The following is a 22,852-nucleotide window of genomic DNA, read 5'->3' on the forward strand; positions in this document are numbered from 1 at the left end:
TATAATAAATGAAAAAGATAAGGAGCATATAACTATGGTGCAATGTCTTGTTGTCGATGACGACACTCAAATCCTAAATTACGTCGCTCATCATTTACAATCTGAACATATCAATGCATACACACAATCAAACGGTGAAGCAGCTTTACAATTATTAGAACATCAAACAATTGACATTGCAGTTGTGGACATCATGATGGATGGTATGGATGGTTTTCAATTATGTAATACATTAAAAAATGATTATGATATTCCTGTTATTATGCTGACTGCTCGTGATGCGCTTAGTGATAAAGAACGTGCATTTTTAAGTGGTACAGATGATTATGTAACGAAACCATTCGAAGTTAAAGAACTCATTTTCAGAATCCGCGCTGTATTACGTCGTTATGATATCAACACAAATACGAAAATGACCATCGGTAATTTAACTTTAAATCAGTCATATATGGAACTCCAAGTCGAAAATAAAACAATGACATTACCAAATAAAGAGTTTCAATTATTATTTATGCTTGTTTCCCATCCTAAACAAATTTTCTCGCGTGAACATATTATCGAAAAAATATGGGGATATGATTATGAAGGAGATGAACGAACTGTTGACGTTCATATTAAGCGGCTACGTCAAAGATTAAAAAAATTAAATGCCACACTTACCATTGAAACAGTAAGAGGACAAGGCTATAAGGTGGAGAATCATGTTTAAAACGCTCTATGCTAGAATTGCAATTTATTCCATTACAGTCATTTTATTTAGCGCACTAATAAGCTTTGTATTAACCAATGTGTACTACCATTTTAATTTGAAAGCTGCGAATGATGCTAAAATCATGAGGACACTTAAAGAAGCAAGACAATATGAACAAGAATCCAAACCAGCAGATATCCAACAATACTTTAAACATTTAGGACAAATGAACTATCAAATCGTGACGATTGATCAAAAAGGTCATAAAACGTTTTATGGTGAGCCCTTTAGAAAAGATACGTTATCTAAAGAAGCGATTAACAATGTATTAAACTACAAAGACTATCATGGTATTAAAAATAAACCTTTTGAATTATTTGTGACTGGTTTCTTTGATAACGAGACAGATAATACAGTTGGTGTTCATTTTAAAACAAAAGAAGGCTCATTAGCTGTATTCATGCGTCCTGATATTGGCGAGACGTTTAGTGAATTCAGAACTTTCTTAGCTGTATTATTGATATTATTATTATTCATTTCAATTTCCTTAGTAATCGCTTCAACTTATTCAATTATTCGTCCAGTTCAAAAGTTAAAGCAAGCAACTGAAAGACTAATTGAAGGTGATTTTGAAACGCCTATCAAACAAACACGAAAAGATGAAATTGGAACATTACAGTATCACTTTAATAAGATGAGAGAATCATTGGGTCAAGTCGATCAAATGAGACAACATTTCGTACAAAATGTATCTCATGAAATCAAAACACCATTAACGCATATTCATCATTTATTAAGCGAGTTACAACAAACTTCTGATAAAATATTACGCCAACAATATATAAATGATATTTATACCATTACAACACAGCTGAGTGGATTAACAACTGAATTGTTACTTTTATCTGAATTAGACAATCACCAACATTTATTATTCGATGATAAAATACAAGTCGATCAACTCATTAAAGAGATTATTCGTCACGAGCAATTTGCTGCCGATGAAAAGTCTTTAATCATCTTAGCCGACTTGGAACCTATACATTTCCTAGGAAATCAACGATTGTTACATCAAGCGCTGAGTAATTTGTTAATAAATGCTATTAAGTATACAGATATTGGTGGAGCGATTGATATTTCATTGCAACATAATCACAACAACCTCATTTTCAAAATAAGCAATGACGGTTCACCAATTAGCCCACAAGCTGAAACACGTTTATTTGAACGTTTTTATAAAGTGAGCAAACATGATAATAGCAATGGTTTAGGTCTCGCAATTACAAAATCCATTGTGGAATTACATAAAGGTACAATTCAATTTTCACAAAGTACTGATAATGTAACGACATTTACTATTACATTGCCAAATAATTCACATTAATCTCTACCTCCTGAAAAACATTTCTGTTTTTATTTCAGGGGGTATCTTTTATATAGACTAGCGATTTCTAACCACTTAACATTCAGTTTCTACCATTCAACATAATTTAAATATATCGATAATCGTTTATGGTTTAATAAATTTGAAGGAGGCATTAACCTATGATGAAACTCAATTTATTTATCAATGAAAATGAGACGGAATCTTATATTGATATACATGCACCTAAAATGAATGATCATGTTCAAAGTATTATTAATGCAGTCAATGATTTAGACAAATCAAATACATTAGTCGGATACATAGACAAAGAAATTCATATCATTCATGTATCAGATGTTATAACATTACAAGTTATCAATAAAAATGTAACAGCCGTTACAAGCAATCAAAAATTCAAACTAAAATTACGACTTTACGAACTAGAAAACCAATTACCACAGCATTTCATTCGCATTTCCAAATCAGAAATAGTCAATAAGTATTACATTGAAAAATTATTATTAGAGCCAAATGGACTTATACGTATGTATCTTAAAGGGGCGCATTACACCTATTCTTCAAGACGCTATTTAAAAACAATAAAGGAGAGATTATCATTATGAAGCATTTAATCAACTCATTATTTATCAGCTTAATCGTCGGTCTAAGTCTTTCACTATTCTTTAGTATGTTATTTGCAGATGGTAAATATTATCCACTCAATCCACAATCAACTATTGGCATATGGTATTATACTCATTTCACAGAAACTACCGTAATGTTGATTTCTATCATTTTATGGTTACTCATAGGCGTCGTCTTTTTCCTTGGAGATTTTATCTTTAAATACACAGATTGGGGCATTACTAAAGCAACTATAATGCATTTCATAACAACGTATGTCGGATTCTTACCTTTAGCAATGCTTGCCGGTTGGTTTCCACTAACAATGAATTACCTAATCATGTTTACAATTATGTTTATCGTGGTTTACGTATTGATTTGGATTATTCAATTCTTTAAAAACAAGAAATACGTAGATACTATTAACAAGCAACTGAAACAATTAAAATGATTTTATTAAAATTATAAAAGCTATACATTGCACTAAAGTAGTCTCTTCTACAATGTATAGCTTTATGTCATATTTATTTTAAATACGCATGAACTGAATGATATGTCTTTACTAATCTCAAATTGAATTGTAACTACAACTGTCCTTTACGACATCATCGTATCACGGTAAAAACCTAACGAAATGCATTTACAAATATTTTATTCATTATCTCCGCCACTTCTTTAGGACTTTCTTTATATCCTCTTATCACCCAATCTTGTAATACACCAATTACAGCATTACTCATAAAAATTAATAAAAAATACTTCTCTTTTGTCGTTAACATTTTAGTATTTAACACAGGTACGATATTAATTTCAATTCTTTGTTGTATAGTTTTTTTAATAACTTGATGTATTTTATATGCACTATCATCGCCTAATAATTTTAATATCAGTTGCCCTTCACTTAACCAAAAACGAATCATCTTATTTAAAAAGATGGCTTGCGTAGGAATACCTTCTTTTAGAAACTTCTTTTTGGCATTTTTCAATAACATATTAAGGTATATATAAACAAAATCGTCTTTACTTTTAAAATGCGCATAAAAAGTTGTTCTACTTATTTGGCTTTCGTTACAAATATCTTTAATAGTGATATCGGTATATGACTTTCTCGTTAAGAGACTATACAATCCATCATGAATACGATTGAGTGTTCTTGTTATACGACTATCTGTAAAAGCTGTTTGATCCATAGGTTCACCACCTTTTCCGAACATTTAAAGTAAATATGTTCACTATTTATTAATTTATTATCCGCAATCATAATATACGCTTAAGATGATATATAAATAAAGCAAAATGTGTATTAATACAGGAGGGACTACAATGACTCAAAGTATAGCAACATTAAATAATGTAGTTAAAACGTATAATAAACAACGCGTGTTAGATCAAATTAGTATGACTATTAACGAAGGTGAATTACTTGGCTTAATAGGACCTAGCGGATCTGGTAAAACAACTACAATAAAGTGCCTTTTAGGAATGGAAAAGATAGATAAGGGTTCAGCAGAGATTTTTGACCAAAAAATGCCTAATCGAAATATTTTAAAACGATTAGGTTATATGGGACAGACAGATGCATTATATGAAAATTTAACTGCATATGAAAACTTGAAGTTTTTTGGTCATTTATCAGGCCTTAAAGGAAAAGTATTAGAAAATCATATAAACAAGCATATAACGTTAGTAGATTTAGAACATGCTTTAACTAAAAAAGTTAGTCAGTTTTCCGGGGGCATGAAACGCCGACTATCTATAGCAATGACATTATTATCAGAACCGGATTTGATTATTTTAGATGAGCCAACTGTTGGGATAGACCCTAAATTGCGTCAACATATTTGGAAGCAATTTAAAGAAATGACACAAAAAGGTAAAAGTGTTGTTGTCACTACACATGTCATGGACGAGGCAGAACGTTGTGATAAAGTGGGACTTATTGTAGACGGAAAACTATTTGCTTTAGATACACCAGCTAATTTAAAAGAGCAATTTAATGTAGATACCATTGAAGCGGTATTTATTAAAGCTGAGGAGGTTCATAACTCATGAAAATTTTAGCCATTATAGGACGCGTGTTAAAAGAAATGTTACGCGATAAACGTACACTTGCCTTGATGTTTTTAGCACCTATTTTGATATTAACTTTAATGTATTTTATTTTTAATGGGGACGAAAATGATTTGAAAATCGGGTTAGATTCGTCAGTATCTTCAAATATAACTAATCAATTCCCAAATAAAGATGTAACACTACAAACATTTCATTCACACCAAGATATTAAATCTAAAATAGAAAACAATCACCTTGACGGCTTTATTTATCAAGAAAATCAGACGTTACATGTCGTATATACAAATGAAGATCCTAGCAAGTCTAACATGATTAAACAATTAGTTGGCAAAGCAATTCAGCAAGATAAATTAAGCGGTATAAAACACCTTGTAGAAAAATTGCCTGCATCAATGAAACCAACGAACAATCAAAATATAAGCATCTCAAATTCTTATTTATATGGTAATTCAGACAGCAGTTATTTCGATAAAATGTTTCCAATTCTAATAGGTTTCTTTGTATTTCTATTTGTATTTCTAATTTCTGGTATTGCATTATTACGAGAACGTACAACTGGTACATTAGAGCGTGTTTTATCAACTTCAATTCGACGTAGCGAGATTGTGATAGGTTATCTCATTGGATATGGTATTTTCGCGGTAGTTCAAACATTAATCATAGTTCTTTTTTCAATCTATTTATTGAATATTAGTTTAGCTGGTAGCTTATGGTATGTTATTTTAATCAATATTTGTTTAGCAATCACTGCGCTATCAATGGGGATTTTCATTTCTACATTTGCTAATTCTGAATTCCAAATGATCCAGTTTATTCCATTAGTCGCTGTACCTCAAGTGTTCTTTTCAGGTATTTTCCCACTTGAAAATATGCCTAATTGGCTAAGTAATATCGGCTACCTATTTCCGCTAAGATATGCTGGTGATGCATTAACAAATGTCATGATTAAAGGACAAGGCTGGAATCATATTTGGTTTGATTTATTAGTACTTGTCATTTTCACCACCGTCTTTATCATCTTAAACATCGTTGGTCTAAAACGCTATAGACATGTATAAATTTTATAAATCAACCTAATTTATAATTTTACTTTACAATTATAAAATCTATAAATATCAGCATAAAAAACGAGATTGAGACATAAAGATTTTGTGCTCTGGGAAACCGATTAACGGCGTCCCAAAAGCAGGATTTTCGTCAGAAACTCTCACGATTCGACAAAATTTGGAAAACAATTTTGCTCATCGTTCGGTTCTGCTCAAATCCTAAACGCTTTTGTCCCGACCTCGTTTTTATTGTTATTTTACATTCAAATATTTTGTTACTTCTTTATTAATTTCATGATATAAATCTTCATGCTCAGTTAAGCGATAACCAAATGATGGTACCATCTCTTTAATCTTCGGTTCCCAATCTTTGAATTCATCTCGATAGCAACGTTGTAATACATCAAACATAATATCAACAGCTGTTGATGCTCCAGGCGATGCTCCTAATAAGGCAGCTAACGTTCCATCGTCTGAAGTAATAACTTCTGTACCAAATTGTAAATTACCCTTTGCATCTTCAGTATCTTTAATTACTTGTACACGTTGACCGGCTTTAATAACTTCCCAATCTTCATTTTTCGCATTTGGGAAAAAGATTCTCAAATCATCCATACGCTCATCATTAGACAACATTAACTGCGAAACTAAATATTTAGTAAGGCTCATTTCTTTTATCCCAGCAGATAACATCGTTACAATATTATTCGGCTTAACTGATTTAATTAAATCCATATGTGAACCTGTTTTTAAAAATTTAGGTGAAAATCCTGCAAATGGCCCAAATAATAATGAACGTTTACCATCTACAAAGCGTGTATCTAGATGTGGTACTGACATTGGTGGTGCACCAACCGCTGCCTTCCCATAAACTTTAGCATGATGACGATCAATGACCTCTTGATTCGTACAGCGAAGGAATAAACCACTAACAGGGAATCCACCAATATGTTTTGATTGCTTAATACCTGTTTTTTGTAATAGTGGTAAACTCGCACCACCAGCGCCAATAAATACAAAATTAGCTTCATATGTTTTTGTTTCATTACTTCCTAAATCTTTTACTTTTACTAACCATGTCCCTGTTGTTTGTTGTTTAATATCTAATACATTTTGTTTGTATCGAATATCAACACCACGTTGTTCTAAATTATTAAATAACTTTGCAGTTAAAGCACCAAAGTTCACATCCGTACCTGTTTCATCATACGTTAACGCAATCGGTTCATTTGATTTACGACCTTCAATCATTAATGGTACCCAAGATTTCATTTCTTCTTCATCTTGAGATAACTTCATTTTTTCGAATAAAACATTTTTCTGCAATGTTGCTACACGATTTTTAATAAATGCTACATTTTCTTCACCAATAACAAAGCTCATGTGTGGCACCGCTTGAATAAAATGACCTGGGTTATCCAGTTGTCCAGTTTTAACTAAATATGCCCAAAATTGCTTAGAAATTTGGTATTGCTCGTTTATCTTAATTGCCTTATTACAATCAACCGTGCCATTTTTGCCCTCTTTTGTATAGTTTAACTCACATAGTGCAGAGTGACCTGTACCAGCATTATTCCATACATTTGAGCTCTCTTCGCCAGGTTGTGATAATTTTTCAAACACTTTAATGTTCTTCTCTGGTGATAATTCTTTCAATAATGTTCCTAAAGTTGCACTCATAATACCGCCACCTATTAAGATGACATCTGTTTTGCTATGTTGTGTTGTCATAACAAATACAGTCCCCCTTTTTAAAATGAATAATGGAACTTTCAACTAAATTCTACGCATTGATACCACTTTGAATAAATATGTGTCTAAACAGGTTCCTATGGTTAGGCTTTCATATTTTCTGATTATGTATATAAATTAATTTATAAGAACTAAACTACTTTAATTATATACTTTATAAGCCTCAGGAAAAAGACAAAACCATGAACCTTAACAGCTATCAACAATATTGCTTTGATATCCAATTACTCATTTTTCATTTTAACATAAAGCGCTATCATTATTGTAATATCAAACTTCTTACTTTAATAATCCAATAAAAAAAGATGAGACGTTAGAAAACATCTCATCCTGGTTGTATTATATTTTGAAATACATTTTAAAGTAATGACAAAATGAATGTCCAAATACAGATAAAGATTAATAAACAAACACTGTATTTCAATGTCATTTTCAATAATTCTGATTCCTTACCAACTTGTTTAACAGCTGCAGTGGCAATCGCAATCGATTGTGGAGAAATTAATTTTGCAGCTACACCACCTACTGTATTCGCAGATACGAGTAACGAACCACTTGTACCAATTTGTTGAGCAACAGACGCTTGTATCGGTGCGAATAATGAATTGTTATTTACAACAGATCCAGTCATAAATACGCCAATCCAACCTAAAATTGGTGATAATACTGGGAACACATTACCTGCTTTCGCAATACCTTGTCCCATTGCTGCACTTAAACCACCATAAGTTGTAATTTTTGAAATTGCTAAAATGAAGCAAATTGTAAGAACTGGCAACCATAATTCTTTAAATGTTACACCAAATAATCTTCCTGCATCTTTAAAATTAACCTTTTTAGACATTAAAATTGTAATAATAATAGTTAGTAAAATAGCTGTACCAGTTTGTCCTATAATGTTTAATGTTAACACTAATGGTTTATGCGTAATGTCACTTACTGTACCAGGTAAATTAAATTTAAATACTAATGATGATAATGCCCCATTTGGTAAGAATAAGTTTTTAAAGAATGGTGCACTCCAAATCATTACGATAACTGTTAAAACAATGAACGGGCTCCACGCATGTAATACAGCTTTACCAGAGTGTGCTTTAGCAGGTTCGATTTCTTCATCTTTGTTAACACGATAAATATGTTTTGGTTGGAATTTTTTAGAAAATACTGCTAACGCTAACATTGTTAATAACGGTGGAATAATATCTGCTAATTCTGGTCCGTTGAAAACTGTTAATAAACCTTGAGTAACAGTATAAGTAATGGAAACTACTAAAATTGCTGGTAATGTTTCTTTAACTCCTCTTATGCCATCAATGATAAAGATAAGTAAGAATGGAATAACGAAATTAATGATAGCTAATGTCAAAGTTGCTGATTGAGAAACACCTAAAACTGAAACATCGCCAGGTAATTTCAATGTTTCAACCACACCAACTGGAATACCAATTGCACCAAAAGCACCTGATGCTGCGTTTGCAACTAAACATAACATCGCAGCTTTTAATGGGTTAAATCCTAATTGAGTTAATAATAGCGCACAAATTGCAATCGGCACACCAAAGCCTGCTGCACCTTCTAAAAATGCGTTAAATGCAAATCCAATAAGTAAAACTTGTATACGTTGGTCTTGTGAAATATTTGTAATACTATCTTGTATTGTTAAAAATTGCCCAGATTCAACAGTAATTTTGTATAAAAGTACTGCCATCATAACGATATAACCAATCGGAATAATACCTTGGAAGAAACCTTCAACTACTGCACCAGAGGCTATGCCAACTGGCAATTTGAAAAATGGTATTGCAATAAGTAATGTTACAACAAGTGTAGTAATTGCCGCATAAATACCTTTCATTTTAAAGACTGTTAAACAAAGTAAAAATAATACAATCGGTATTGCTGCAATTAAAGACGATAATAATAAATTATCAAATGGATTAAACGTATTTACTAACATAGGCTGACTCTTCTTTCCATAAAGTAGTAGTGTTATTGCTTCATTAAAATCATGCTCTGGCTATAGCTTTTTGTTATCGATAACATTTTCAGAACAGTGAGATCAATGTGATTTTTTTCACAATTAAAATATACCATCTTTTCAGACTATTAACAATATCACTTTCCTATTTAATTGTTTTATTTTTCATTTTAAATCTGTTAATCAAAATGAATTGTACTTAATGTAATAAAGCGACTCATACAATTCATGAATTTTACATAAGACCGTGATAAAATGAGAAAGATACTACGATGAGAAATGGAAGTTATAGCTATGATTAAACAGATAAATGTTTCTAATATGCAAAAATTTGAATCTCAATTAATAAAAGCTCAAGCTGAAGGTTATACACATATTGTTCCATATGCTAATGAAATCATGATTTATCAATCAATGTTAGAAGCTGTTCAATTGCATCCCACATCAATCGTGGTCGATTATACTGTGGATGGTCAATACAAAAACGATTGCCGCTATTTCGGACAAAAATCAATCAACTTTACCGATTGGGCAAACAATTCCAATTATTATCCAAATATGATTTACGCTATTAATCAAACTCTTGAATTAGTACAGCAATATCATATTGAAACGCTATTTGACCTAGCTTTATTAACATTAATAAGCGGTGAATTATCAGTAGATGGTCATGTCGTCTTTGATTTTAAAGCACCTATAGCGACAAGCAGTTCAATATGGGATATTATGCAAACATTTGAAGATATCGATATGATGTCACAGTTCTATTTAAATAAAATCGCGTATATAAATCGACATGCCATCCCTTTTCGAAACGTTTATGTTGAAGACACAGAACAACTTAACGCACCAGATAATTGGTTATATTCTACAAAATTTTTACTTCCTAAGTGGCTATACAAAATATCAAAGCAACGTTTCGATAACAAGCAATTACATCATTTAGGTATTTACACGAAGCAACCTGAACTGTTAAAAAACCATATCGTTTTTATAGGTAATGATTATCAATATGCGGGTAATTCAAAATATTTATTCAATTATTTTGTTAAGCATAACCCCATGACAGCGTGTTATTTCATTACTGACGATCGCCGTGGCCCACATTTTGTATCGCCGAAGTCAGAAGAAGCTGTTGAATTAATAAACAATGCTCGTGTTGTTTTGGTGGAAAATGATATCCCTGACTCACTACAGCCAAATGGTACTTTAATCCAATTACATCAAGGTATGCCATTGATACGATTATTTTTAGATAGTAAAGAAACTACAAAGAATTTGGAAACACCTTATTATCGCGCTAATAGGTATAATCGTTGGTTACAATTTGACTATGTTATCCATTCTGCTGATGATATCAGTCATTTTTATGAAACAGCTTTTCCTAGTCATCAATCAAATGTTTTAGCGTACGGTAACGCTAAACAACAATACTTATCACAAAAGCGTAATGAAACGACAATTCAACAACAATATAAGAAATCATTTAAAATAGATGATAGTAAACCAGTACTATTATATGCACCTATTGGATTAGTGAGTGCGCAACAATTACCACTATCAGATGCTTTATTCAAAGCCTACCATGTCGTTGTACAAGGTGTTGATGAATCAATATTACCGGAAGAGGTAATCGTTGCACCAAATTATCTTAGTGTTCAAGACTTGATTCTTATGTCTGATATTATTGTTACAGATTATTCAAATATAGTATTTGATGCGTTATCTATTGATAAAACGGTAGCTCTATACACCCCAAACCACAGTCAATTTGTTGATGAACAAGGTGTTAATGAAGAAATTTGGAGACATTTTTCAAAAATATGGTATACAGATCGTCAACTATTAATTAGCAACTTAATTTCCCAGGCAATAACAGTTGTAAAATATCCTCAAATACAACATAAAGAACAACCATTTGAATCGATATCTCAACTCATATTGTCTAAGATGAAATCTAATCAACAGCGTTAAAATTCCTTAGTGACTGTAAATGAGTATTAAATGTACTTTAGAACGACAATATTTATACTTGTATGAACACAAAAACGGTAAACCCTAATTCATATTATAGAGTTTACCGTTTTAAATTTTTAACTTATATCATATTTACATAGACTTTATTGTTGATAGTTTGGATCTGCAACCATAGCTTGACCAGTGTGATCAACTGTCACAATTGAATATTTACCATTAGCATTCGGATCTTTAAAACTAAAGACATATTTATAATTTCCGTTGTTCTCTTCAATAGAATAATCATTATAAATTTTATTATTGCTACCAAATTTATTTGCTTCACTGTTAGCTGCATTTAAAGCTGTTTGGAAATTTGGTAACTGTTGTAATGCTTGTGATTTATTACCATTAAATGGATAAATATTTCGTGCAACCGGTGTTGCGTTTTGACCATAATAAGGTGCAACGTAATTTGACTTTTGATTATTGCTAGTTTGATTATTATTTGTTTGGTTTTGATTATTGTTTGTTGCATTTGAATTAGATTGTTGTTGATTATCATTTGTATTGTTGTCTTTGTTTACATCTTTATTATCATCTTTCTTTTCTGTTTTATCTTTAGATGTATCATTAGTTTTTTTATCTTGTTGTTCCGTTTTAGCCTTATCATTTTTATCTTTGCTATTATCCTTTTGTTGGTCACTATCTTGACCACATGCCGCTAAAAATAATGACAATGCTAATAAACCTGTAACTAACTTTTTCATACATATCTCCTCCTATAATTCTAATTCATTGAATAAAGCTTGAAATACATATCTTATATAGCCATGATTTCATGGAATGATACTAAAGACACTCATACAAATGCAGAAAATATTTCCACAACTGTAACAACTACAATCCAAGTTTCTTTTTATTATACCCTAATTTCTAACCTTTATTATTTAATTTTTGTGAATTTTTTGTTTTCTATGTATTTAATCATTTTCATTAAATACTTCATCACAAATTTTAAAAATTAATGCACTAATTAAAACCACATTGCCTTCTTTTTGAATTTTTCAATAAACAACTGGAATTATAGCTCTTTTTCCATTATTAAATCTGTATCTGTGACTTCACCTGTTTGAAAATGATGCTCCCCAACTACAGAAAATCCATGGCGTTGATAAAATGCTTGTGCACGCGGATTATGTTCCCAAACCCCCAACCAAATTTTATGTTTTTGATGTTCTCGAGCAGTTTGCTCAGCTAATGCGATCAATTGAGAACCCCTTCCGCCACCTTGAAAGTCTTCCTTAAAATATATTCTTTGAATTTCTAAATACGATGCACCCATTTTTTCAGTTTGTGCATCGTTGATATTCATCTTAATATATCCTACATTTTCACCATTTTCCTGATAAAAATAATGAAAAGATGATGCATCATTTATTTCTTGTGTAAATTTTTCTACAGTATAATTTTCATCAAAAAACAGTTCGAAATCTTTATCATCATAGTACGCTCCAAATGTATCGTAAAATGTTTGTTTAGCTAATGTGACTAATTCCACCGCATCTTTATCTGTAATTACTTTTATTTCCCCTGTCATATTCTCCCCTCCAACGAGCTGTAGGTTACTTTAAAAATGTTTGTTTATGAGTTCATTTTCTAAGCAACTATGTAAAAATACATTAACACAAAGCAATAACAAATTGTATTTATTGTGTGTAACATCAATAAATGATACATTTATTCCAGTAAAATGATCGTATTTGAAAAGAGAAAAAGAGAGGATGTATCGTTGTGGTAGAAACATTTAAAGCGTTTGTCATTGACAAGGATGAAAGTGGTAAAGTCACATCTACTTTTAAACAGTTATCACCTGCCGACTTACCTAAAGGAGATGTGCTGATTAAAGTCCATTATTCTGGTATAAACTATAAAGATGCTTTAGCGACTCAAGATCACAATGCAGTAGTAAAATCATACCCTATGGTTCCAGGAATTGATTTAGCAGGAACAATTGTTGAGTCAGATGCCCCAGGTTATCAACAAGGCGATCAAGTGATTGTAACAAGTTATGACTTAGGCGTCAGCCATTTTGGTGGTTTTAGTGAATATGCTCGTGTTAAATCAGAGTGGATTGTTAAACTCCCTGATACAATAACATTAGAAGAAGCAATGATTTATGGAACAGCCGGTTATACTGCTGGATTAGCCATTGAACGTCTTGAAAAAGTTGGTATGAATATCGAAGATGGCCCTGTACTCGTAAGAGGCGCTTCAGGTGGTGTGGGAACATTAGCTGTTTTGATGCTAAATGAGCTTGGTTATAAGGTTATCGCAAGTACAGGCAAGAAAGATGTTAGCAATCAATTACTTGAACTTGGTGCCAAAGAAGTTATCGATCGTCTTTCCGTAGAAGAAGATAATACTAAACCTCTTGCATCATCTACTTGGCAAGCCTGTGTTGATCCGGTCGGTGGTGAAGGTATAAATTATGTTACTAAGCGTTTAAATCATAGTGGCTCAATTGCAGTTATTGGTATGACTGCTGGTAATACTTATACTAACTCTGTATTCCCTCACATTTTAAGAGGTGTAAATATTTTAGGCATCGATTCTGTATTTACAGCCATGAAATTAAGACAACGTGTTTGGCGTCGTCTCGCAAAAGATTTAAAGCCTGAAAATTTACATGAAATTAAGCAAGTGATAACATTTGATGAACTTCCAGAACAACTTAATAAAGTAATTAATCATGAAAATAAAGGTCGCATCGTTATCGATTTCGGTGTAGATAAATAGTATTCATAAAAAAAAGACATCCCGTTTTGCGAGATGTCTTTTTATTTTAGTATTTAATATACATGCCACCTGAATCTGGTTCGGTAGGTATAAAACCAAATTTTGCATATAATTTATCCGCCGGGTAGTCTGCGATCAGGCTAACGTATGTACTTTCAACAGCAACTTGTTTAATATATTGCATAATATGCTCCATAATTAGACTACCGTAACCTTGACCTTGATAACTTTTCGAAACAGCAATATCAACAATTTGAAAAGCAGTTCCTCCATCGCCAATCACTCTGCCCATTCCAATCAACTTGTCTTTATCATACAAGGTTATAGTAAACAAGGCATTCGGTAGTCCTTTTGAGGCTGCTTCGTGCGTCTTAGGGCTCATTCCTGCGTTTACCCTTAGTGCGCAATAATCCTCACACGTCGGAATATTATATGTCAATTTAACCACCATCATCCCCACTTTTCATCAAATATTATATCAACTTAGTATAAATGTTTATTTACAATAGTCTTATTCGCTTCTTTAAAAACTTCATGATGACTTGAAACATAGCCCTCTGCATTTGCATCCGGTTCAATATATGTTTTAGCAAGGTTCGCTGCATTTGCACCATCACTAAATGCACTTGCAATTAAATGTGATTTAGCATCATGATAAACAATATCTCCACACGCATAGATACCAGGTATACTTGTTGTCGTATTACCAAAACCTTTAACACGACAATCATCATGCATATCTAACTTTGAAGAAGTTTCGCTCAACAATGTATTACAGCGATCAAATCCATGACTAATAATAACATCGTCAAATTTAACAGATTGCGTATCACCACTCTCGACATGTTCCAAAACGACTTCACTAATATGCGTTTCATCATCATTGCCGACTAAATATTTAATACGTGTTTTTGGGCATAGTTTCACATTTAAATCTGTCACCAGTGTTTTCATTGCTTCATGACCACTTATGTCCTCTTTACGATAAACAACCGTCACGCTTTTAGCAATCTTAGCAATGTCATGCGCCCAATCTAGTGCTGTATTACCTCCGCCTGAAATTAAAACATCTTTATCTTTAAAACGTCTGTAACTTTGTACAACATAATGTAAATTAGTTAATTGATACCTTTCTACACCTTTAATATCTAGTTGTTTCGGATTAATAATGCCCGCACCAATCGCAACGATAACAGCTTTCGAAGTATAGATTTGGCCCGCTTCTGTTTCGACCTCAAAATGACGATCATCCTTTTTCCTAATATCTATCACACGCTCATTTAAATGCACATCTGGCTTAAAATATAAACCTTGCTTAATTGTATCTTTTAAAATTTCATGACAAGGTTTTGGTGCAATACCACCAATATCCCAAATAATTTTTTCAGGATAAATTCTCATTTTACCCCCTAATTCAGATTGAACATCAATCAATCTTACAGACATACCTCGCAATCCAGCATAAAAGCTTGCGTACAAACCAGACGGACCGCCACCAATGATTGTTACGTCTTTCATTATGTGCCTCCTGTGATTCTCTATATTCATTTCTTTCATTAACGCACTCAAATTGATAATAATTATCATTTAAAACCATTATACTATTAATGCTTGCATTGTTAAAATAAATCGCATAGTTAGCTTTGAAATATCAAAATGATTTCATCACTATAAAAAAACACACCTTCCAAAGCTCCAAACCAAATTGTTTTCTTTGAAAGATGTGTATATTTTCAATTCTAATTATTTTATTTTTTAAAAGACTCATCACGTGGTTCTTTAAGGATTGCTTGTCTTAATAAGAAAAACAGCAATAATAAACCTGCAAGCATACCCGTATGCCCTATACCTGCAAATCCCGCAAATGCTTCTGGAGAATATGATTTACCTGTAACTTGGAAGAATCCTTTAGTTACCATCATACCTATTGTGACGATAACACCTATGTTGTATACATAAAAGAACCAATTAAATAAGTAATAACTTGATAATTTAAATAACTTCTCCAATGGTAATAATATTAAAAACATAAACATACCTAAAATAAGTGTATGTGTGTGTACAAGTGATAATTGAGTTGTACCCGTAAAATCATATGCTTTTGTTAGCTCTCTATAAAAGAAGCCACTGAATAGCCCTATGATCATATAAAAAAGAAATGAATATAATAACCTACGCATTTTGAATCCTCCCTCACCTTTTCATTATATCTGATTATAATGATTATAACAGTGACAAAATCGCGAAGAAATCGTACAACCTTTTCGCTTAACATTATCTATTTCATCCAGCACAACATCGTTTTAAACTAAATTACAATAATAGCTATACAATGACGCTCGCTACAAACGTCTTGTATAGCTATTTTTACATTTATTATATTATGACGGAACTTCAGTACGTTTTGTGCTATGTTTTCTAACAATAGCTGATACTAAACTTGATACAGCACCAAAAATCATAAATCCTATGAACATCCACATTGTACTATTTAATTCAATATGATGATTTAAGTACAATAATTCTCTTATACTTGTTGCATAATGCGTGAATGGATTCCAATCGTATACGTATTTTTGATAACTATCAGGCAACATTTGTTTTGGTAATGTTACAAGCTGCATGCTAAAGAACATTAAAATGAAGAAAATTGGAATTGACTTCATACCTAACCATACCATGACACCTAAAATAAGTCCGACGAACCCTAAAATTGCAAATGCTACAAAGATTGCAATACGATTAGGGTGTCCAAAATCAAATCCTTGTACACCTTGCATGAAGTAAATATAAGCAAAGCTACCCGCAAATGCTGCAATAACAGCGAATATCATTTGACCAACTGATGCAATAATACGATGTTGAATTTTAATATTATTACTTGTTCTAAATGCAAAGAACAATAAGATAGAGGTAACAATTGAACCTATCCAAATTGGCATAAACATTAAGAATGGTGCATTACCACCTGCTTGGTGATCTTTAACTTTATTAAGTTTTTCGTTATCTACTTTAACAGGATTTGTTAAATCATTAATGTCTGATGCATTGACTTTAACATTTTGACTTGTTAATGTTTCTAAGCTTTGTTTCGTAATTTGGGCATTAATATTATCACCCATTCCAGTTAATACAGCTGAAGCAATTTGAGAACCTTGCAAGCTTGATCCCTCGCTTACAATTGTCTTAAATTTAGCCTGTTTAACATCGATTTGCTGATTACCCATTTTTTGTTGCATTTGTTGAACAACTTGTGGTGGAATTTCGCCAGAAGCAACTTTTTGCTTCATTTCTTCTTTTTTACTATCCATAACCACTTTTTGTGTTTTGCTCATAGCATCTTTTGAAAAATCTTTATCAATAATCGCTACACCATAGATTTTTTGATCTTTCAAATCTTTTTCTAAATCTTTTTCATTTTTAACTTTAACCCATTTTATTTTATCAGAGTTACTATCTAATAGTTTATCTTCTAATTTTTTCCCAATATTAATATTTTTATCCTGGATTGTTGTACCTTTATCCTCATTTAAAATACCAATTGGTAAATCTTTAGGCTTTGGATTATATGCTGGATAAAAAGCTAAAGAAAATATAACAAGGATAACCATAATTGCTATCGGTGCAATCCATAACATTTTATTTTTAAACATATTCATTTTATTTTTTTACCTCCTTATTAGACAATGTGTTGAATATTTCGCATGTTGTCTATTATAATATGTTAATGGGATTAAACAATACACAATGTTCATCAAGTTGTTTAATAATGAACACATAATCCTATTTTGTTCATTAAAAAGGAGGTTGATTCATTTTTGAAAGAAGATAGGCGAATTAGAAAGACTAAATCCTCCATTAAGAATGCGTTCACTAAACTACTACAAGAAAAAGATTTAGAAAAAATTACTATTCGCGACATAACAACTCGCGCTGATATCAATAGGGGTACATTTTACTTACATTACGAAGATAAATATATGTTACTCGCTGATATGGAAGATGAGTATATTTCTGAACTGTCAACATACACTCAGTTTGATTTGTTACATGGCTCTTCAATTGAAGATATTGCAAATACATTTGTGAATAATATACTAAAAAATATTTTTCAGCATATTCACGATAATTTAGAGTTTTATCACACTATCTTACAACTTGAACGTACAAGTCAACTTGAGTTGAAAATCAATGAACACATTAAGAATAATATGCAACGATATATTAGTATCGACCATACTATTGGAGGTATACCCGAAATGTACTTTTATAGCTATGTTTCCGGAGCAACGATTTCAGTTATTAAATATTGGGTATTGGACAAGCAACCCATTTCGGTTGATGACTTAGCTAAACATGTGCATAATATTATTTTTAACGGACCTTTAAGAATAATGGCAGAAAATCGTTTGCATAAATCAAAGACAAATATACAATCGTAACCATTGTTTGCTTTCCTCTAAATCCTTCAGAAAGGAAATATGAATCATGATTACTTCATTCAGACACTCAGAACATATAGATAAACATATTATAGAAACACCATTAGATCATACAGCTTCATGGATTAATGTTGTAGAACCAGATCGTGAAGAAATTGAAAGTCTTATGGAGCAATATAATATACCTGAAGATTTTATTCGTGACCCATTGGATTCCGAAGAAAGTGCACGTATTGAATACGACGAAGATACTGGTTATTCATTGATTATTATTGACTTACCAATCGTCAATTCAACAAATAGAAGTGTGTTATCTTTCGTTACGATTCCACTAGGTATTATTATCGGGAATGGTATTATTGTCACTGTTTGTGACGCTGAAAATGAATTTTTAGAAAATTTACCAAAACGTGATATTAATTTAAAATTCCATAGCCGTTTCGCATTAGAAATTTTAATTACGATTTCCGATCATTATAATCGCAACTTACGATTATTAAACAAAAGTAGAATTCGTATTGAAAAAGAATTAAAAAACAATATTACTAACAAGCAACTTTTCAAATTAATGGAAGTCGAAAAGAGTTTAGTATACTTTTTAGCCGCATTAAAAGGTAATGATACAATTATTAAAAAATTATTCCGATTACCTGCAATTAAACGTTTTGAAGAAGATGAAGAATTACTAGAAGATTTAATCATTGAAAATAACCAAGCCATCGAAACAACTGAGTTACACCAGCGTATCCTAGAGAGTATCACAACATCATATGCTTCTTTATTATCTAATGATATGAATACGATTATGAAAACATTAACGTTATTCACAGTATTATTAACGTTACCAACACTCGTATTTAGCTTTTTCGGTATGAACGTACCGTTGCCAATTGACGATCATAGTTATATTTCTTGGATTATCGTGGTAGGTATTTCATTAATTCTTGTCGTAATTGTTAGTATTTTCTTATGGCGTAAGCAAAAGTTATAGCTAAAAATAAAAGGTATGACAGTCCGAAGTATAATGTCTATTGCATTAATTCTAAGTGCAATAGCTTATATTTCCTTAACTGTCATACCTTTTTGTTATTCTACAATTTCTTTATTTGATTTTCTTTTCGAAAGTACAAACGTTACTACAACAGCAACTATAAATGATATCGCCATCCCTATAAAATAGTGTAACCATCCTGCATGTACAGGATTAATTGAAATAAATCCTGGCAATCCAGCCGTACCTAATGCGATTGCTTTTACTTTGAAGAAAGCAATATATGCTGAACCAATTCCTGATCCAACTATAGCACCAATAAATGGATATCTTAGTTTCAAGTTAACACCAAACATTGCAGGTTCAGTAATACCAAGTAATGCTGAAATCCCTGAAGCTGATGCGACACCTTTTAATTTTTTGTTTTGTTTTATAATAAAGAATGCTGCAATAGCTGCCCCACCTTGCGCAACGTTAGACATTGTGGCAATTGGGAATATAAATGACCCGCCTGTTTTAGCTACATCCGCAATGAGTGTTGTTTCCACAGCAATAAAGCTATGATGCATACCTGTAATCACAATTGGTGCATATAATAATCCGAAAATCAATCCACCAATTGCCCCACCAAATTCGTAAAGCCAAGTTAAGCCATCTGATAACCAGTAACCTAATTGTCTCGTGATAGGACCGACGAATGAAAATGTTAAAAATGCTGTTATAAAAATAGATAACAATGGTGTTAATAAATTATCTAACACTGTTGGAATTACCTTACGTAATCCTTTTTCAATTGAAGCCAATATGTAAGCCGCTACAAGCATAGGTAACACCTGTCCTTGGTAACCTACTTGATTGATGTGGAAACCAAAAACGTCCCAATATGGTATAACTTTTCCTGCTTCAATTGCTTTTGGAAAATCATACGCACTCATTAGCGCTGGATGAACTAGTATCATACCTAATGCAGCACCTAAAAATGGATTTCCGCCAAACCTTTTGGCTGCACTAAATCCAATTAAAATAGGTAATAATGTAAATGGTGCATTGGCAAAAATATTAATCATTTCTGCTAACCCTGCAAATTGACTATATACATCAATTAATGATTTCCCTGCAAAGAATAAATCTTTCGCAGTTAAAATATTATTTAGTCCCATTAATAAACCACCAGCAACTATGGCGGGAATTATCGGAACAAATATGTCTGACAACATTTTTACAAATCGTTGTAACGGATTCATATTTTTTGCTGATTGGGCTTTTACTTCAGAAGTTGTTGACGCTTCTTTACCCGTTAATTTTTCAAGTTCACCAAATACTTTATTGACTGTACCAGATCCAATTATAATCTGATATTGTCCACCTGTAGAAAAAGTCCCTTTAACTACGTCCATATTGTTTAGCGCTTCTTCATTTACTAAACTTTCGTCATTTAACACTAAACGTAATCTTGTCGCACAGTGTGCCATTGCGTCTAAATTTTCTTCTCCGCCTATCGCATTTAAAATATCTTCTGCGGATTGTTTATAGTTCATATATTTAGCCTCCTAATTAGAACCGGTTCCATTACTCCATTTAATTGTAACCGGTTCCAAAAATATTTGCAATACTGTATTTGTAATTTTTCACATTCACTTATATCATTAATGTTAACGCATTCATTAATCTTGCTATTGCATATATATGTATATTACATTTGTATTTGGAGGTCGTGTTATGAAAAATCGTGGTTATGTCGAACAGCTTTGGCGCGAAGAAAAGTATCACGTATTATTACACAGTCAACAAAGCTATCAATTAATTAGAAATGCTTTAAAAAATGATATTTCACTTAATCAATTACAACAAATGATTGATGAAGCATTATTAATTGAGCCAACTATCGGAAGTATTTGTAATGCGTTTGATCATATGTGGGGTTACTTTAAAAAATGTGCTAATGAAGATGAAAAGAAGCATGCTAAATTGCTCAAATCAAATTTTATGAGTGGAAAGATAGAAAGTGACGTAGTGTTAGACTTTTTAGCAGATTTAGCTGCTAAATACAACGTACGTTATTTAATTGAAAGTCGTGTTTTAAAAACAAAAAGAAAGAGATAGACATTTGAAACTTTAGTTGTAACGGACAAATAGTAGTCATTGGAGTTCAGCAATTCATACTTTTATACTAAAGTTTACTTTAATCTATCTCTCATGGTTTTAAATGTACATATCTATATTAAAGTGCGTTTCATGATGTTAGGAAGATATCATACACCTTTAATTAGTTACTGCATAAATCAATTATATTCTTAATTATTACATTGTTTATATTTTAAATTCGGGGGAGTAATTTTAAGTAATATTTTGTTGTTTGCTAATTCTATTGTTAATAAATTGATATTTTGATGTAGAAATTGAGTGTGCAAGTTAATAATAGATGATTTAGCTAGTAACATAATTAATTCATATATAGTCAAAAAGTTCTGTTAGTTACTGTTCTTGATGAATATTCTTTGATGTTAGGTGTTAGCTATTCTAGATGAGTTTCTTAGATGTGGATGCCTGTCTTGATGAAGTTATCTCTGATGTTAATAAAATACTTGATGTTGATTCTTAGATGTTAGTGCGATGTCTAGATGCTGATTCTATGTTGTGCACTTTCTTGGTGACGTTTCTAGTTGATTATTATTAATCGCATCTCTTGATGATAAATCTAAGGTGTTTATGCATTTCTAGATGTTAATTCTTCGCTGCTTAAGAATTATCTTGATGGTAAATCTAGTTGTGTCATGCATTTTCTCATGATGAATCTAAGGTGTTAATTCATTGTTGCGTGCTGATTCTTGTTGTTTCATTATCTCGATGGTGAATTCTCGTTGTCTAATGCACTTTTCTAATGATTATTCTAATTGTTACGGCAATAACAAGATGGATGTTCTTAGATGTTCACTTTTCTAGATGTTTATACTTATCTTGATGTTTTTCTAAACAGAACTTTTTAAACGCTTTTATTTTGTAGATTGTTAAAAATTTCTTAGTTGATGGTTATTGTTGTTTGGTTTGAATAATTTTGTAGCGAATATTTTGTAACAGGGCTACTAAGAATTTTTATAAACAAGAAGTGATTTCAATCGTACTAAATTCTAGCG

Annotated in this window: 21 protein-coding genes and 1 pseudogene; 11 read left to right on the forward strand and 11 right to left on the reverse strand. The window is 31.7% G+C overall.

The window, feature by feature from the left end:
- The first annotated feature begins 34 nt into the window (after positions 1-34).
- From ML436_11990 to ML436_12005, 4 genes are all read left to right on the forward strand, one after another.
- Positions 35-709, forward strand: a complete 675-nt coding sequence (locus ML436_11990) for a response regulator transcription factor (GenBank protein ID UMT77837.1) — start codon at positions 35-37, stop codon at positions 707-709.
- Complete coding sequence (locus ML436_11995; GenBank protein ID UMT77838.1) at positions 702-2,075, forward strand: HAMP domain-containing histidine kinase; 1,374 nt, start codon at positions 702-704, stop codon at positions 2,073-2,075. The genes ML436_11990 and ML436_11995 overlap by 8 nt, the downstream gene beginning before the upstream one ends.
- Before the next feature lie 161 nt (positions 2,076-2,236).
- Positions 2,237-2,680, forward strand: a complete 444-nt coding sequence (locus tag ML436_12000; protein UMT77839.1) for a LytTR family DNA-binding domain-containing protein — start codon at positions 2,237-2,239, stop codon at positions 2,678-2,680.
- Positions 2,677-3,132 (forward strand): DUF3021 domain-containing protein, encoded by a 456-nt coding sequence (locus ML436_12005; GenBank protein UMT77840.1) that lies wholly within the window; start codon positions 2,677-2,679, stop codon positions 3,130-3,132. Before ML436_12000 ends, ML436_12005 begins: the two co-directional genes overlap by 4 nt.
- A 175-nt stretch (positions 3,133-3,307) precedes the next feature.
- Here ML436_12005 and ML436_12010 read toward each other — a convergent pair whose 3' ends face one another.
- Entirely contained in the window at positions 3,308-3,871 is a 564-nt protein-coding gene (locus tag ML436_12010; GenBank protein UMT77841.1) for a TetR/AcrR family transcriptional regulator, read from the reverse strand.
- Between the two features lie 133 nt (positions 3,872-4,004).
- On the opposite strand from ML436_12010, the gene ML436_12015 reads away from it, so the two are divergent.
- Together ML436_12015 and ML436_12020 are read left to right on the forward strand one after the other, a co-directional pair.
- Positions 4,005-4,733, forward strand: a complete 729-nt coding sequence (locus ML436_12015; GenBank protein UMT77842.1) for an ABC transporter ATP-binding protein — start codon at positions 4,005-4,007, stop codon at positions 4,731-4,733.
- On the forward strand, positions 4,730-5,812 hold the full coding sequence (locus tag ML436_12020) for an ABC transporter permease (GenBank protein ID UMT77843.1): 1,083 nt from the start codon (positions 4,730-4,732) through the stop codon (positions 5,810-5,812). The genes ML436_12015 and ML436_12020 overlap by 4 nt, the downstream gene beginning before the upstream one ends.
- 240 nt (positions 5,813-6,052) lie before the next feature.
- On the opposite strand, the gene mqo is transcribed toward ML436_12020, so the two are convergent.
- Both mqo and ML436_12030 read right to left on the reverse strand, forming a co-directional pair.
- Positions 6,053-7,531, reverse strand: coding sequence for a malate dehydrogenase (quinone) (gene mqo / locus ML436_12025; protein ID UMT77844.1), 1,479 nt, complete (start codon positions 7,529-7,531; stop codon positions 6,053-6,055).
- A 379-nt stretch (positions 7,532-7,910) separates the two neighbouring features.
- A complete protein-coding gene (locus tag ML436_12030) occupies positions 7,911-9,509 on the reverse strand; it encodes an L-lactate permease (protein UMT77845.1) in 1,599 nt (532 codons plus the stop codon).
- A 315-nt stretch (positions 9,510-9,824) separates the two neighbouring features.
- On the opposite strand from ML436_12030, the gene ML436_12035 reads away from it, so the two are divergent.
- The gene (locus ML436_12035; protein UMT77846.1) at positions 9,825-11,504 is read left to right on the forward strand and encodes a CDP-glycerol glycerophosphotransferase family protein; all 1,680 of its coding nucleotides are present in this window, start codon (positions 9,825-9,827) and stop codon (positions 11,502-11,504) included.
- A 146-nt stretch (positions 11,505-11,650) separates the two neighbouring features.
- Here ML436_12035 and ML436_12040 read toward each other — a convergent pair whose 3' ends face one another.
- On the reverse strand, positions 11,651-12,256 hold the full coding sequence (locus ML436_12040; GenBank protein UMT77847.1) for a hypothetical protein: 606 nt from the start codon (positions 12,254-12,256) through the stop codon (positions 11,651-11,653).
- A 314-nt stretch (positions 12,257-12,570) separates the two neighbouring features.
- Positions 12,571-13,086: a GNAT family N-acetyltransferase gene (locus ML436_12045; GenBank protein UMT77848.1), complete on the reverse strand. Its 516-nt coding sequence runs from the start codon at positions 13,084-13,086 to the stop codon at positions 12,571-12,573.
- A gap of 194 nt (positions 13,087-13,280) precedes the next feature.
- Here ML436_12045 and ML436_12050 point away from each other — a divergent pair, with 194 nt between their 5' ends.
- On the forward strand, positions 13,281-14,285 hold the full coding sequence (locus ML436_12050; protein UMT77849.1) for an oxidoreductase: 1,005 nt from the start codon (positions 13,281-13,283) through the stop codon (positions 14,283-14,285).
- Between the two features lie 46 nt (positions 14,286-14,331).
- On the opposite strand, the gene ML436_12055 is transcribed toward ML436_12050, so the two are convergent.
- From ML436_12055 to ML436_12075, 5 genes and pseudogenes are all read right to left on the reverse strand, one after another.
- Positions 14,332-14,733, reverse strand: coding sequence for a GNAT family N-acetyltransferase (locus ML436_12055; protein UMT77850.1), 402 nt, complete (start codon positions 14,731-14,733; stop codon positions 14,332-14,334).
- 35 nt (positions 14,734-14,768) lie between these two features.
- Complete coding sequence (locus ML436_12060) at positions 14,769-15,803, reverse strand: NAD(P)/FAD-dependent oxidoreductase (protein UMT77851.1); 1,035 nt, start codon at positions 15,801-15,803, stop codon at positions 14,769-14,771.
- A gap of 13 nt (positions 15,804-15,816) precedes the next feature.
- Positions 15,817-15,915, reverse strand: a pseudogene (locus ML436_12065) (hypothetical protein).
- Between the two features lie 118 nt (positions 15,916-16,033).
- Complete coding sequence (locus tag ML436_12070; protein UMT77852.1) at positions 16,034-16,465, reverse strand: DUF2871 domain-containing protein; 432 nt, start codon at positions 16,463-16,465, stop codon at positions 16,034-16,036.
- A 201-nt stretch (positions 16,466-16,666) separates the two neighbouring features.
- Positions 16,667-17,944, reverse strand: coding sequence for a YhgE/Pip domain-containing protein (locus ML436_12075; GenBank protein ID UMT77853.1), 1,278 nt, complete (start codon positions 17,942-17,944; stop codon positions 16,667-16,669).
- Positions 17,945-18,103: 159 nt separating this feature from the next.
- Here ML436_12075 and ML436_12080 point away from each other — a divergent pair, with 159 nt between their 5' ends.
- Positions 18,104-18,727 carry a TetR/AcrR family transcriptional regulator gene (locus ML436_12080; protein UMT77854.1) on the forward strand — a complete coding sequence of 208 codons (624 nt, stop codon included), beginning with the start codon at positions 18,104-18,106 and terminating at the stop codon, positions 18,725-18,727.
- 46 nt (positions 18,728-18,773) lie between these two features.
- Entirely contained in the window at positions 18,774-19,718 is a 945-nt protein-coding gene (locus tag ML436_12085) for a magnesium transporter CorA family protein (protein ID UMT77855.1), read from the forward strand.
- A 95-nt stretch (positions 19,719-19,813) separates the two neighbouring features.
- Here ML436_12085 and ML436_12090 read toward each other — a convergent pair whose 3' ends face one another.
- Complete coding sequence (locus tag ML436_12090; protein ID UMT77856.1) at positions 19,814-21,256, reverse strand: sucrose-specific PTS transporter subunit IIBC; 1,443 nt, start codon at positions 21,254-21,256, stop codon at positions 19,814-19,816.
- Between the two features lie 181 nt (positions 21,257-21,437).
- Here ML436_12090 and ML436_12095 point away from each other — a divergent pair, with 181 nt between their 5' ends.
- Positions 21,438-21,821, forward strand: a complete 384-nt coding sequence (locus tag ML436_12095) for a YbgA family protein (protein ID UMT77857.1) — start codon at positions 21,438-21,440, stop codon at positions 21,819-21,821.
- The last annotated feature ends 1,031 nt before the right edge of the window (positions 21,822-22,852 follow it).

Source organism: Staphylococcus roterodami (assembly GCA_022493055.1).
Taxonomy (GTDB): domain Bacteria; phylum Bacillota; class Bacilli; order Staphylococcales; family Staphylococcaceae; genus Staphylococcus; species Staphylococcus singaporensis.

Coding starts and splice junctions, on each gene's coding strand:
- ML436_11990 (UMT77837.1), top strand. CDS start 35: ATGGTGCAATGTCTTGTTGTCGATGACGACACTCAAATCCTAAATTAC.
- ML436_11995 (UMT77838.1), top strand. CDS start 702: ATGTTTAAAACGCTCTATGCTAGAATTGCAATTTATTCCATTACAGTC.
- ML436_12000 (UMT77839.1), top strand. CDS start 2,237: ATGATGAAACTCAATTTATTTATCAATGAAAATGAGACGGAATCTTAT.
- ML436_12005 (UMT77840.1), top strand. CDS start 2,677: ATGAAGCATTTAATCAACTCATTATTTATCAGCTTAATCGTCGGTCTA.
- ML436_12010 (UMT77841.1), bottom strand. CDS start 3,871: ATGGATCAAACAGCTTTTACAGATAGTCGTATAACAAGAACACTCAAT.
- ML436_12015 (UMT77842.1), top strand. CDS start 4,005: ATGACTCAAAGTATAGCAACATTAAATAATGTAGTTAAAACGTATAAT.
- ML436_12020 (UMT77843.1), top strand. CDS start 4,730: ATGAAAATTTTAGCCATTATAGGACGCGTGTTAAAAGAAATGTTACGC.
- mqo (UMT77844.1), bottom strand. CDS start 7,531: ATGACAACACAACATAGCAAAACAGATGTCATCTTAATAGGTGGCGGT.
- ML436_12030 (UMT77845.1), bottom strand. CDS start 9,509: ATGTTAGTAAATACGTTTAATCCATTTGATAATTTATTATTATCGTCT.
- ML436_12035 (UMT77846.1), top strand. CDS start 9,825: ATGATTAAACAGATAAATGTTTCTAATATGCAAAAATTTGAATCTCAA.
- ML436_12040 (UMT77847.1), bottom strand. CDS start 12,256: ATGAAAAAGTTAGTTACAGGTTTATTAGCATTGTCATTATTTTTAGCG.
- ML436_12045 (UMT77848.1), bottom strand. CDS start 13,086: ATGACAGGGGAAATAAAAGTAATTACAGATAAAGATGCGGTGGAATTA.
- ML436_12060 (UMT77851.1), bottom strand. CDS start 15,803: ATGAAAGACGTAACAATCATTGGTGGCGGTCCGTCTGGTTTGTACGCA.
- ML436_12070 (UMT77852.1), bottom strand. CDS start 16,465: ATGCGTAGGTTATTATATTCATTTCTTTTTTATATGATCATAGGGCTA.
- ML436_12075 (UMT77853.1), bottom strand. CDS start 17,944: ATGAATATGTTTAAAAATAAAATGTTATGGATTGCACCGATAGCAATT.
- ML436_12085 (UMT77855.1), top strand. CDS start 18,774: ATGATTACTTCATTCAGACACTCAGAACATATAGATAAACATATTATA.
- ML436_12090 (UMT77856.1), bottom strand. CDS start 21,256: ATGAACTATAAACAATCCGCAGAAGATATTTTAAATGCGATAGGCGGA.
- ML436_12095 (UMT77857.1), top strand. CDS start 21,438: ATGAAAAATCGTGGTTATGTCGAACAGCTTTGGCGCGAAGAAAAGTAT.